Origin of the sequence: Clostridium saccharobutylicum DSM 13864, assembly GCF_000473995.1 — a bacterium.
Taxonomy (GTDB): Bacteria; Bacillota; Clostridia; order Clostridiales; family Clostridiaceae; genus Clostridium; species Clostridium saccharobutylicum.
The window spans coordinates 115,376-128,841 of record NC_022571.1; the positions used below are offsets into that span (position 1 = coordinate 115,376).

At 28.8% G+C, this 13,466-nt stretch carries 10 protein-coding genes; 5 read left to right on the top strand and 5 right to left on the bottom strand.

Annotation, left to right across the window (positions count from 1 at the left end):
- Positions 1–223: 223 nt before the first annotated feature.
- Positions 224–1,093: a LysR family transcriptional regulator gene (locus CLSA_RS00485; protein WP_022743469.1), complete on the bottom strand. Its 870-nt coding sequence runs from the start codon at positions 1,091–1,093 to the stop codon at positions 224–226.
- Between the two features lie 238 nt (positions 1,094–1,331).
- Here CLSA_RS00485 and CLSA_RS00490 point away from each other — a divergent pair, with 238 nt between their 5' ends.
- Positions 1,332–2,606, top strand: coding sequence for an L-cysteine desulfidase family protein (locus tag CLSA_RS00490; protein WP_022743470.1), 1,275 nt, complete (start codon positions 1,332–1,334; stop codon positions 2,604–2,606).
- A 235-nt stretch (positions 2,607–2,841) separates the two neighbouring features.
- On the opposite strand, the gene CLSA_RS00495 is transcribed toward CLSA_RS00490, so the two are convergent.
- The 3 genes from CLSA_RS00495 to CLSA_RS00505 form a co-directional block, all read right to left on the bottom strand.
- Positions 2,842–4,080 carry an IS256 family transposase gene (locus CLSA_RS00495; protein WP_022743471.1) on the bottom strand — a complete coding sequence of 413 codons (1,239 nt, stop codon included), beginning with the start codon at positions 4,078–4,080 and terminating at the stop codon, positions 2,842–2,844.
- 373 nt (positions 4,081–4,453) lie between these two features.
- Positions 4,454–5,848, bottom strand: a complete 1,395-nt coding sequence (asnS, locus tag CLSA_RS00500; protein ID WP_022743472.1) for an asparagine--tRNA ligase — start codon at positions 5,846–5,848, stop codon at positions 4,454–4,456.
- A 282-nt stretch (positions 5,849–6,130) separates the two neighbouring features.
- Positions 6,131–6,829, bottom strand: a complete 699-nt coding sequence (locus CLSA_RS00505) for a metallophosphoesterase family protein (RefSeq protein WP_022743473.1) — start codon at positions 6,827–6,829, stop codon at positions 6,131–6,133.
- A gap of 143 nt (positions 6,830–6,972) precedes the next feature.
- On the opposite strand from CLSA_RS00505, the gene CLSA_RS00510 reads away from it, so the two are divergent.
- Positions 6,973–8,052 carry a M24 family metallopeptidase gene (locus CLSA_RS00510; protein ID WP_022743474.1) on the top strand — a complete coding sequence of 360 codons (1,080 nt, stop codon included), beginning with the start codon at positions 6,973–6,975 and terminating at the stop codon, positions 8,050–8,052.
- Positions 8,053–8,451: 399 nt separating this feature from the next.
- Here CLSA_RS00510 and murC read toward each other — a convergent pair whose 3' ends face one another.
- The gene (gene murC / locus CLSA_RS00515; RefSeq protein WP_022743475.1) at positions 8,452–9,831 is read right to left on the bottom strand and encodes a UDP-N-acetylmuramate--L-alanine ligase; all 1,380 of its coding nucleotides are present in this window, start codon (positions 9,829–9,831) and stop codon (positions 8,452–8,454) included.
- A 575-nt stretch (positions 9,832–10,406) separates the two neighbouring features.
- Here murC and purR point away from each other — a divergent pair.
- The 3 genes from purR (at position 10,407) to glmU (ending at position 13,397) form a co-directional block, all read left to right on the top strand.
- The gene (purR, locus tag CLSA_RS00520) at positions 10,407–11,222 is read left to right on the top strand and encodes a pur operon repressor (protein ID WP_022743476.1); all 816 of its coding nucleotides are present in this window, start codon (positions 10,407–10,409) and stop codon (positions 11,220–11,222) included.
- Between the two features lie 331 nt (positions 11,223–11,553).
- Positions 11,554–11,829, top strand: coding sequence for a septation regulator SpoVG (gene spoVG, locus CLSA_RS00525; protein ID WP_022743477.1), 276 nt, complete (start codon positions 11,554–11,556; stop codon positions 11,827–11,829).
- Between the two features lie 200 nt (positions 11,830–12,029).
- The gene (gene glmU, locus CLSA_RS00530) at positions 12,030–13,397 is read left to right on the top strand and encodes a bifunctional UDP-N-acetylglucosamine diphosphorylase/glucosamine-1-phosphate N-acetyltransferase GlmU (protein WP_022743478.1); all 1,368 of its coding nucleotides are present in this window, start codon (positions 12,030–12,032) and stop codon (positions 13,395–13,397) included.
- Positions 13,398–13,466 lie beyond the last annotated feature (69 nt).

The window sequence follows — 13,466 nt, forward strand, 5'->3', positions numbered from 1 at the left end:
ACAATCAAAAAGTAATCTTGGCATTTTGGAATTGCTATTTTTTCATGTGCTTGACAAGAAAATCTACTTCGCAGATTATGTGTTTCTACTACTTTCAAAAGTTAGCTACAGATTTAACTGCCGTATAATTTACTAAAGAATTAAAAAAAGAGCATCTATAAAAGATACTCTTTATGGGTGCGAAATAACAAACTTAATTAAGGTGATTAGATAAAACAAAATATTAAATAATGTCATTAAATTGTTTTAAAATAAAATCAATAAAATATCTGCTTGCAATTGGTAATGTCTTTTTATCTTTAAAGGCTATACCGATGGTACGAACAATAGGTGGGTATATTTTTTTCTTTACAATGTTATAATTCATTTTATTTAATATCGATTCTGGTAAAATAGCAATTCCCAAGCCCTTTTCTACCATGGACATAATTGTATAATCATCATAAACAGTATATTGTATATTTGGATGTAGATCATTTTGTCCAAAAAATTTTAATGGTACACTTAACTGTCCCTCATCTAAAAGAATAAAAGGTTCCTGTGACAGTTCCGTTAAAGTTAATTTTTTATGATTAGTCAGTTCATGATTATAAGGTAAAACAGCTAGCATTTCATCTCGTTTTAAAGGAATTATGTGTAGATTAGTAACTGCATCAGGATTAACAAAGCCGAAATCGACACTACCTTCTTTAATTAACTTGGCAATGCTTGTATATTGTCCTTGCTGAAGTTCAAATTTTACTGATGGATATAATTCTTTAAAGTTTTTTATTAAGTCAGGAAGCCAGCTTGAAGAAACACTTGAAAAAGTTCCAATACGTACAATACCACCTTGAAGCCCTTGCATTTCTTTACTTTTTTCCATAAGTTCTCTATATGAATTATATAGTTTTCTAATATAAGGTAGAAATTCTTCTCCATCAGGGGTAAGGGTGATTCCTTTTCGAGAGCGGAGAATAAGTGTAGTAGAAAGTTCTTCTTCTAATGAGCGTACCATCTGGCTTATTGCTGATTGAGTATATCCAAGTTCTTCTGCTGCTTTTGTAAAGCTACCAATTTCAATTATTTTAATAAATGCATAATACTGATTCATTAAATACTCCTTTACATTAGTAAATCTAATATAAACATTATAATTATTTGTTTTATTAATGTAAATGTAAATGATAGAATATAAACAAAGTTTTGCAAGAGATATAAAAATTTGATTTACGTTATGATTTTGATAATAATTAAGTTTATTTTGTTCAGTTAATAAAAGCAATATTTAAAAATATTTTAGGCACATGAACTTGTTATTTTTTGATTGTGCCTTAGATGGGGGTTAGAAAGTGGAAAAAAGTGATTTAAGGTATAAGAATTATGTTCAGATTTTAAAAGAAGAATTAGTTCCAGCTATGGGATGTACAGAACCAATTGCAGTTGCATATGCGTCAGCAAAAGCGAGAGAAGTATTAGGTAAGATGCCTGAAAAAGTCGTTGTAGAAGTCAGTGGAAATATTATTAAGAATGTTAAAAGTGTAATAGTTCCAAATACAAATAATTTAAAAGGAATAGAAGCAGCAGCTGCAGCTGGTATTGTAGCAGGGAAATCAGAAAAGAAATTAGAGGCTATATCAGAAGTAACGGAAGAAGAAAAGCAAAAGATGAAAGAATTAATGGTTAATTGTCCAATAAAAGTTGTTCCAGCAGATACAAATTTTATATTTTACATACAGATAAATCTATTTTATAAAGAATCAGTTGTAAAAGTAAGAATTGCAAATTATCATACTAATATTGTTCTTATTGAAAAGGATGGAGAAATACTTTATCAAAAAGAAGCAGAAGTATGTAAGGAAGAAGGACTTAGCGATAAAAAATTATTAAATATAGAAGATATTATTGATTTTGCAAATTCTGTAGATATTGAAGATATAAAAGATGTTATAGGAAAACAAATTGAATATAACTCAAGAATTGCAGAAGAGGGATTGAAAAATAATTATGGTGCTAATATAGGAAGCGTTTTAATTTCAACATATGGTGAAGATATTAAAACAAGAGCAAAAGCTAAAGCAGCAGCAGGATCAGACGCTAGAATGAATGGATGTGAATTACCAGTTATTATTCTTTCTGGTAGTGGAAATCAAGGAATGACAGCTTCGCTTCCGGTTATTGAATATGCTAAAGAATTAAATGTATCAAAAGAGAAGCTTTATAGAGCTGTAGCTCTTTCAGATTTAGTTACAATACATCAAAAGACTGGAATAGGAAGACTTTCTGCATATTGTGGTGCTATTAGTGCAGGTGCTGGAAGTGGAGCTGGAATAGCGTATCTTCATGGTGGAGGATACAAAGAGATTTCACATACAATTGTTAATGCATTATCTATAGTTTCAGGAATTGTTTGCGATGGAGCAAAAGCATCTTGTGCAGCTAAAATTGCAGCAGGAGTAGATGCAGGAATTTTAGGATATAACATGTATAAAAACGGGCAACAATTTAAAGATGGTGATGGTATTGTCAAAAAAGGTGTTGAAGCTACTATATGCAATGTAGGGAAACTTGCAAGAGAAGGAATGAGGGAAACTGATAAGGAAATTATAAAAATTATGATAGACTAATAAAAGGATAAGGCACATAAAAGAAAATAATCATGATGGATAGATATGTTATTTTCTGGGACTCTAGATAATTTTGTGTTATTAGTATATTTGTTATTTAAATATTACTGGAAATTTTATGGTCCAGTAATATTTTTTTATTTTTAGTAAATGTTAAAAATATGTTTTATATCCATTTATAGTATTAGTGAAAAATCAGATATTATACATAAAGTTTAGCAAAAAGTACAAGCTATTAAGCTAATTCATCATTTAATTGTTCTTCAAATACTATTGATAATTCTGCTAAAGTACGACCCCAATTTGGTGTTGGTTGAGTCCACTTTTCTATAATTTCCATAGTAGCTAGATAAACACATTTACTTAAAGATTCATCGGTTGGAAATACAGTTCTTGATTTAGTATACTTACGTATTTGTCTGTTAAATCCTTCAAGCGTATTAGTTGTATATATCATTTTTCTTATTTCAGGAGAGAAAGTGAAGAATGTTGATAGGTGACTCCAATTGTTATACCACGAATCTATTACAATAGCATATTTATCTCCCCACTTATCCTTTAAATTATCGAGCTGCGCTAGCGCAAGTTCCTCAGTTGAAGCCTTATAAACACATTTTAAATCTTTAATAAATTCTTTCTTATCTTTTGATGCTATATACTTAACTGAGTTTCTTATTTGGTGAACAATACATGTTTGAATGTTAACTGATGGAAATACAGTTTTAATGGCTTCTGGTAACCCCTTTAATCCGTCCATACATGCTATAAGGATTTCTCGTACGCCTCTATTTTTAAGATCAGTGCATATCTTTAACCAAAACTTAGCACCCTCAGCTTCATCTACCCAACTTCCTAAAATTTCTTTGTATCCTTGCATGTTGTATCCTAAGCATATATAAACAGCTTTATTCATAATCTTTCCATTGCTTCGCACCTTGAAATACATAGCATCCAAATACACTATTGGATAAACTTTATCTAGTGATCTATTTTGCCACTCAACAGCACTTTCCATAACTTTATCTGTAATTCTAGATACCATAGAAGGTGATATTGTTATTCCATATAAGTCCTCTATTTCTGCTTGAATATCACTTGTGGTCATTCCTTTTGCGTAAAGAGAAATCACCTTTTTATCTAATTCTGTACACACAGTTTCGTATTTCTTTATAATTTGTGGCTCAAATTCAGCATTCCTATCTCTTGGTACGTCTAAATCGACGTCACCGAAGGAACTTCTAAGATTTTTGGTACTATATCCATTTCGATAATTCTTTTTTGTAGAATCATTAGTTTCTGCTCTTTGATATTTATTTCTTCCAAGGTGTTCTTCCATTTCACCTTCTAAAATATTTTCTAACACATCTTTAACTAATCTTTGAATTAAACCATTTTTACCCATGACATCATCGATAGTCTTACATTTCTTTACCTCAGCTTTGTAATCAAAGTCATCATCAATTGGTTTTGACATACATATTCCTCCTTTATTCTTTATGTATATTATTCCAAAACTACCAACTGATTATGTAAAAAAACAGTAGATAGTTTTGTTTTTTACACAAAACTATCTACTGTCCCTATTTTCTTTCATATGTCTAAATATAAGTTATAAAAATATTAAGTATTCACTTTTAAAGTGAATGCTTTTTTACATATATAATTTTATATAGATAAATGCATATAGTTAATTTATTATTTTTATTAATTTTCTTAACATAAAAAAGAGAAGTAAAATAATTTTACTTCTCTTTTTACCCATTATAGAATAATATCATAAAAAATTAATAACATGAAAATAATACTATAACACGGTTTAATGTATATTAAACATTAATATTTAATGTTTAGAATTCGCTTGTTCCTGGAGTTCTAGGGAATGGTATTACGTCTCTGATGTTTGTCATACCAGTAATGTACATGATTAATCTTTCAAAACCTAAACCAAAACCTGCATGTTTAGTTTCTCCATATTTTCTTAATTCTAAGTACCACCAGTAATCTTCTTCATTAAGACCTAATTCATTCATTCTATTTTTTAATACATCAATTCTTTCTTCTCTTTGACTACCACCAATTATTTCGCCTATTCCTGGTACTAAAAGGTCAGTAGCTGCAACAGTCTTGTTATCATCGTTCATTCTCATATAGAATGCTTTGATATCTTTAGGATAATCTGTTACAAAAAGAGGTTTATTAAAGTGTTCTTCAGTAAGATATCTTTCATGTTCTGTTTGTAGATCAATGCCCCAAGATACAGGATAATCAAATTCTTTTCCACATTTTTGTAGTATTTCAACAGCTTCTGTGTAAGTAACTCTAGCAAAATCTGATGAAATTACATGATTTAATCTTTCTAATAATCCTTTATCAACAAATTGATTAAAGAATTCTAATTCTTCAGGACAATGTTCTATAACATAATTGATAACATATTTAAGCATGCTTTCAGCAAGTTCCATATCATCTTGTAAATCTGCAAAAGCAATTTCAGGTTCTATCATCCAGAATTCAGCTGCATGTCTAGTAGTATTAGAATTTTCAGCTCTGAATGTTGGTCCAAATGTATATATATTTCTGAAAGCCAATGCAAAGCATTCAGCATTTAATTGTCCAGAAACAGTAAGATTAGTTTCTTTTCCAAAGAAGTCTTTAGTAAAATCTACGTCGCCATCTTTAGTTAACTCAGGAGTTTTAGGATCAAGAGTTGTTAATCTAAACATTTCTCCAGCACCTTCACAGTCACTACCAGTTATTATTGGAGTATGTGTGTATACGAAGTCTTGATCTTGGAAAAATTTGTGAATTGCATAAGCTGCAACTGAACGAACTCTAAAAGTTGCTGAGAAAGCATTACTTCTAGGTCTTAAGTGAGCTATTGTTCTTAAATATTCAAATGTATGTCTTTTCTTTTGAAGAGGATAATCAGAATTTGACATTCCTTCAATTATAACTTCTTTTGCTTGAATTTCAAATGGTTGCTTTGAGTCTGGAGTAGCAACTAGTGTACCTATAACTGAAATTGAAGAACTTATAGGTAATTTTGCTACTTCCTTGAAATTTTCTAATTTTTCATCAATAACTACTTGAATATTTTTAAAGAAAGAGCCATCATTAACTTCTATAAATCCAAAAGCATTAGAAGCTCTTAGTGTTCTAATCCAACCAGATATTGTTACTTCCTTTGATAAGAAATCATCAGTATTTCTGTAAAGGGTTCTAATTAAGTTTGATTTTGCCATTGTACATGACCTCCGTTTTTATAATTAATCATATAAAGCATGAAAAATTTAGAATAACATACAAAATTATCAAATATTGAAATTTAATATATAAACTAAATAATATTAATATGTCTTTTAATTTGTAATATTGTAATGTATACTATTACGATTAATGCTAAATAGATTTTACAATACTTTTTTAGTGAATGCAACTTAGTCATGTACAATGCAATCGTTTATAGATATATATTGTGCAGGACTAATAGTGTAGCTAATTTGATAATATTTTATATATCTTGTCTACTCTGAGCCTGTTTGAAAACTGTCAATAAGTGGGCTGGGGAAATTTAACATAGTCATATCCTTAATAATTCTGTTAAACGAATAAGGAATTTCCTTTATTTGCACCTTCATACCATCTTTATTATTAATATTTAAAATACAATATGTGCTATTTGGTCTACCTATTTTAGGCTTACCTACACTTCCGCAATTTATATATATCTTACCGTTAAAGTCTTTTGTTGATGGTAGATGAGTGTGAGCACAAATAAGAACATCTTCATTAAGGGATTTCATTATTTCATTAGTGTTATCTCCATTTTCAAAAAGATATTCATTAATTTTATTTGGACTTCCATGCACGAATAGAAAATTTCTATTACATATCTTTAAAGATAAGGTTGAAGGTAAATTTTGAAGGTAGATTCTATTTTCTTCCCTTAGTTCATTGACTGTCCAAGGAAGAGAAAAACTATTAATAGGTGTTTCTCTTATGTAAGAGTACTCATTGTCAACAACTGAGCTGTCATAATTGCCTTTTATGCATAGAATATGTCTTCTTCTAATCATTGAAATTACTTCATTAGGATGAGGACCATATCCAACTAAATCTCCTAAGCAAATTATTGTATCAACTTTTTCATTATCAATATCTTCTAAAAGATTGATAAGAGCATATATATTAGCATGAATGTCTGAAATTACTGCTATTTTCATAAGTATTCCTCCTCAGATATTTATCATAGTATATTATACCTCCAATATATAATTAAGAATATTATTTTAAGTGGAAAAGTTATATAATATTCTTTAGGAACATTCGAATAAATAACAAGTAATCAGATATGGAGGTTACATACATGAAAGATCAAAGATTAGCAAATGTATTAGAAAAAATGCAAACTATGAATTTATCACAGATGGTGGTTACATCACCAGCAGCGATTTATTATTTAACAGGTAAATGGATATCAACTGGAGAGAGAATGATAGCTCTTTATATAAATGCAGATGGTAATCACAAGTTTATAATAAATAAGCTATTTCCACTTCAAGAAGATTTAGGAATAGAAGTGATTTGGTTTACAGATAATGACAATGCAATTGAAATATTAAGTAAAGTAGTTAAAAAAGATAAAGTTTTAGGTGTAGACAAATTTTGGCCTGCACAATATTTAATAGGATTAATGGAGTTTAATGCAGTAAAAGGTTTTGTTAATTCATCTAGTATAATTGATGAATTAAGAATGATTAAGGATGAAGAAGAAAAAGAACTTATGAGAAAGTCTTCTCAAATAAATGATAGAGTTATGCAAATATTTTTAAGAGAGTTGAAGGAAGGATGTACTGAAAAATATTATGCTAGACTATTGCAGGAGATATACGAAAATGAAGGAGCTCAAGGATTTTCATTTGATCCTATAATAGGATATGGTGCAAATGCAGCAGATCCACATCATGAAAATGATGATACAAAGCTTAAAAAAGGTGATAGCATAGTTATTGACATTGGGGGCGTGTATAATCATTATTGTTCCGATATGACAAGAACAGTGTTTTTTGGAGAAGAGCCAAGTAAAGAAGATAGAGAAGTATATGAGATAGTAAAGACTGCAAATTTAAATGCTATCGCAAAAGTGAAAGATGGTGTTAAATTTTCAGAAATTGATGCAGCAGCTAGAAATTATATAGATGATAAGGGATATGGAAAGTATTTCACTCATAGAACAGGACATAGTGTAGGATTGGAAATACATGATAAAGGTGATGTAAGTTCTATTAATCACGAAGAGGTAAAAGAAGGGATGATATTCTCAATAGAACCAGGAATATATCTTCCAGGTAAGATTGGTGTTAGAATAGAAGATTTAGTCCTTGTAACAAAAGATGGAGCTGAAATTTTAAATTCAGTATCCAAAGAGGTTACTATAATTAAATAAATAATAAAGTTCTTATATTGAGAATTATAATTACATGATATAACTATAATTTTTTATTACAGTTCAACACTATATTTAGAATATAGTCTAAGATTAAAAGAGTATGTATATATTAAAATCACATTCAATAATTAATTATACTAAGGAGCATATCAAAATAAAGAAATTAGACACATATTTGTGAAATAGGCATTGAAAATAAACTGTTTAAATATCTTAATGGAAGGTTGTTCTACTTTAGCCTGTCCAAACTTTATATTTGGAGCAAACTAAAGCAGGTGTAACTTTCCATTTAGATGTTCCCAGCGAAATTTTCTTAGTCCTATGGAACAAATATGTGTCTAATTTCGATTATGCATCACGAAACTTTAATACTTCGCAATGCATCTAAATTTTAAATTATTCATTTAAATATTTTTCACCAACAATAACTACATCACCAGCACCTACAGTTAATAGTAAGTCGCCGTCTTGAAGTTTTGATTTAACGTATTCTAGCGCTTCATCGTGTGAATGAACATTAGTACATTTAACACCTGTAGCTCTTATTGCATCGCCAAGTTCGTCAGATGAAACTAAACCAGTATCTTTTTCACGAGCAGCATAAATATCCATTAAGATAAGTTCATCAGTCTCTGTGAAACAATGAGTAAATTCATCAAATAATGATTTAGTTCTAGTATAAGTGTGTGGTTGGAAGATGCAGTATGTTTTATTATGGTGTATTTTTTTTGCAGTACTTAAAGTAGCTTTAATTTCAGTTGGATGATGAGCATAGTCATCTATTACTGTAACACCGTTCTTTTCTCCCTTATACTCAAATCTTTTGTGTGCACCCTTGCATTTTGATAATCCCTCAATTATATCTTCAGAAGAAATATTAAATATAAGTGAAACACATACTGAAGCTAGAGCATTTAATATGTTATGCTCACCTGGTACATTTAGAGTAAGGTTAAATAACTTTTTATCATGTTTATATACATCGAAAGTAGCGCAACCATTTTTGTTGAACACTATGTTTTTGGCAGTTACATCAACATTTTCTCCTAAGCCGTAGCTTAAAGTGTTACAATCAGCATTTGATAAAACTTTTTTTACTCTAACGTCATCACCATATCCTACAAGATATCCGTCTTTTGGAATGAGATTAGAGAATTTTGAAAATGTATCTGCAATTTCATCGATATCTTTATAGCAATCTAAGTGATCAGCATCAATATTTAAAATTATTCCGACATAAGGGAAGAATTTTAAGAATGAACGCTTATATTCACAAGCTTCAGTTAAGAAATATTCGCTGTTACCAATTCTAAAGTTACCACCAATAGCATCTAATTCTCCACCAACTAGAATAGTTGGATCTAAATTACCAGCAAGTGTAATATGAGATAACATGGATGTACATGTAGTTTTTCCATGAGTACCAGAAATGGCTACATTATATTTATGACCTTTCATAATTTGACCTAAAAATTCAGCTCTGTCCATTAATGTTATATTATTTTCTTTAGCATATAAAAGTTCAGGATTATCAGAAGGGATAGCAGCAGTATATACTACTAAATCTACATCCTTAATATTATCTTTATTGTGCCCTATGTAAATTTCAGCACCTTCAGATCTTAATTTTTCAACAATAGGAGAATCTTTAAAATCTGAACCAGAAACTTTAAAGCCACTATTTAATAAAACAGCAGCAAGTCCGCTCATGCTGATACCACCAATACCAATGAAATGAACTTTTTTATCTTTATCTTTTATAAAATCGAAAGACAAATGGATCAACCCCTTTTTAATTAGTAGAATTATATTAAAATTTTATATAATTCTTATACAATTGTAAAACTAAAATTCAAAGTCAGCATTTGAATAAATAAGCATATGAAAGAAAATAATAGAACAAAGACTACACATAGTTCTTGTCAGAGAGGAAAGCAGGTTCTTAATAATAGTGTATTTATTTAGTAGAATTTGCTGACACAGTATGACGAGAGCTATGCAATTATATTTGTTAATTATTTTCACGATTATGCCTAATAACAAAATAGCATTATAATATAATAATATTTAAAGTTATCAGGGAATATGTTTATAAATTCATACTATAAATGTATATTTATAGTTCAAAGTTAAATTTATGAAAGTTTTAGTAGTACACTGTAATTATAATTATATACATTTTTTTGTGAATCAACCACAGAAAAAAATAAATACATGCTATTTTATTGGAAAATGTTTATTTTCCATAAACTTATAGATAAAAAGTTAAAAACATTGATATTAATTTGGATTTGACATAAAATATGAATATTAAAGGGATTTAATAAAAATAAATTCGTGTAGGTGATTAAATGGAAAAGTTTACGAGAAATAAACGAGTAGTGATTATAACTAAGATACTATTGGAAAGTCCAAATAAGATAATAGGATTAAATAAATTTTCAGAATTATTAAATGCAGCTAAATCTACTATAAGCGAAGATATAGTAGTTGTTAGAGAAGTTTTAGAAAGACTTAGTATGGGAAAAATAGAAACTATAGCAGGGGTAGCTGGTGGTATTAAGTACATTCCTTCAATTGGATATGATAAGAAAAAAGAATTTTCATTAGAATTATGTAATTTATTAGAAGATGGGGGAAGAGTAATACCAGGAAATATAATATATATGACAGACTTAATGTATAATCCAGAAATAATAAGTAAGGCAGGGGTTATGCTTTCATCTTGTTTCCAAGGAAAAGATATAGATTATGTAATAACAGTTGAAACTAAGGGAATTCCCCTTGCTTATGAAGTAGCTAGAAATTTAGGAGTACAATTGGTCATTGCAAGAAGAGATAGCCAAGTTACGGAAGGACCAACAGTTACTATAAATTATGTTTCAGGAAGTAATGGAAGATTGCAACAAATGTCATTGTCTAAGAAATCAATGAAAAATTGCAGTAAATGTATATTTATTGACGATTTTATGAAGGGCGGAGGAACTGCAGTTGGAATCAAAGATTTATTAAAGGAATTTGATAGTGAATTAGTTGGAATTGGAGTATTGGTTGATAATAAACAAAGCGAAAAGAAATTAATTGATGAATATGTTTCAATTGTAGAATTAAAAGAAGTAGATGAATCATCAATTGTAGGAATACAACCTTCAAAAATATTTTCTTAATTAATTATAATTAACGTTTAAGGTATCTTCAAAAAAATAACAAGTCCATCTGTCAAGATTATTTTGGACTTGTTATTTTTTTAATAAATAAATCATCATCATAATAATAAATATAGCTTTTATTATTGTATAAGGACTAAATTAATGTTTAGTTTATATGCCCTAGAATTAGTTTATTATTAAAATGTGTAGTAATTTATATATTTTTACATAATAAAATAAATTTTCTAATAATTTAACAAATATAAAAGGAATTTAGAAATTTATGGAGAAATTATATATTATATAAATATCAAATATTTTTATAAGCAACTGGGAGGGGTGGAGTAAGATGCAAATTACAGACGTTAGAATTAGAAAAATCGCATCAGAAGGTAAAATGAAAGGAATCGTTTCTGTAACATTTGATAATGAATTCGTAGTTCACGATATCAAAGTCATAGAAGGTCAAGCGGGTTTATTTATTGCTATGCCAAGTAGAAAGACACCAGATGGAGAATTTAAGGATATAGCTCACCCAATAAATACAGAAGCAAGAGAAAAAATTCAAACTGCAATTTTAGAAGCTTACGAAAAGGCTATTTCAGAAGAAGTTGCAGACAACTAATAATTTTAAAGATAAGAGGAAGTATATAGCTTCCTCTTATTTCATTAATTAAATAATAAGTAATATTCGAAAAAATATTAAGGGGTTATATGGGTTGAAATAAATATTGCTTTCAAATATAATTAATAAGTATGAATATTAAATGTATTATTAAGCTTATAAAATCGCTTAGTAAACCTATGAATGAGGTGTGATATATAATGTATAAATGTGCACTAGTTTTGGCAGCAGGTCAAGGTAAAAGAATAAAATCTGATTTACCTAAGGTACTACATAAAGTATGTGGAAAAGAAATGTTAAAGCATGTTATAGATTCAATAAGAAATTCAGGAATAGATGATATAAATGTAATAATAGGAAAAGGCGCAGAGCTTGTAAAGGAAAGAACTCAAGATAGAAACGTATCTTATTCTCTTCAAGCTGAGCAATTAGGAACAGGACATGCAGTCCAATGTTCTAAAGAATTTTTACAAGGAAAAAAAGGTGTAGTTGCAATTTTTACAGGAGATACTCCTTTAATTAAACAATCTACAGTTGAAAGATTAGTTGAAGATCATATAAATAATAAAAATGCAGCAACAATTTTAACTGCAATCGTTGATGATCCAACTGGTTATGGAAGAATTGTAAGAAAAGATAATCAAGTTTTAAAAATTGTAGAACATAAAGACTGTAATGAAGAAGAACTTAAAATTACAGAAATGAATTCTGGAATTTATTGTTTTGATATTGAATTATTAGTTAAGGCTTTAGATAAATTAAACAATAATAATGAACAGGGTGAATATTATCTTACAGATGTAATTGAAATATTAAAATCTGAAAATAAGGTAATAGGAGCAGTTGTAACAGATTTTGAAGAAACTATTGGAGTAAATTCAAGAGTTCAATTAGCACAAGCAGAAGAAATACTTAAAAATAGAATAAATCTTAAGCATATGGAAAATGGAGTTACATTAATTGATCCTAAAACAACTTATATAGGAATTGATGTAGAAATAGGTAAAGATACAATAATATATCCAAATAATATTTTAGAAGGTAATACTAAAATAGGATCAAATTGCTTACTTTATCAAAATTCAAGAATCGCAGATAGTACCATTGGAGATGAAGTAGATATTCAATCTTCTGTTATATTAGATAGTAAAATTGGAGACAACACTACTGTAGGACCATTTGCATATATAAGACCAGAATCTACAATTGGTAAGCATGCAAGAATAGGCGATTTTGTGGAAATAAAAAAATCAACTATTGGTGATGGAACTAAAGTATCTCATTTAACTTATATAGGAGATGCAGAAGTTGGTTCAGATTGTAACTTTGGATGTGGTACAGTTGTTGTAAATTATGATGGTAAAGTTAAACATAAAACTGTTATTGGAGATAATAGTTTTATAGGATGTAATACTAACTTAGTATCACCAGTTAAAGTTGGAGACAACACTTATATAGCAGCAGGATCAACTATTACAGCTGAAGTTAAAGAAGGTGATCTTGCTGTCGCAAGAGCTAAACAAAGAAATATTAGTGGATGGGTAGAAAAAAAGGGATTAAAAAAATAAAATTTTAGGCACATGGATTTGTTATTTTTTGAATGTGCCCTAATATAAGGTATATTAGAAAAGTAATAA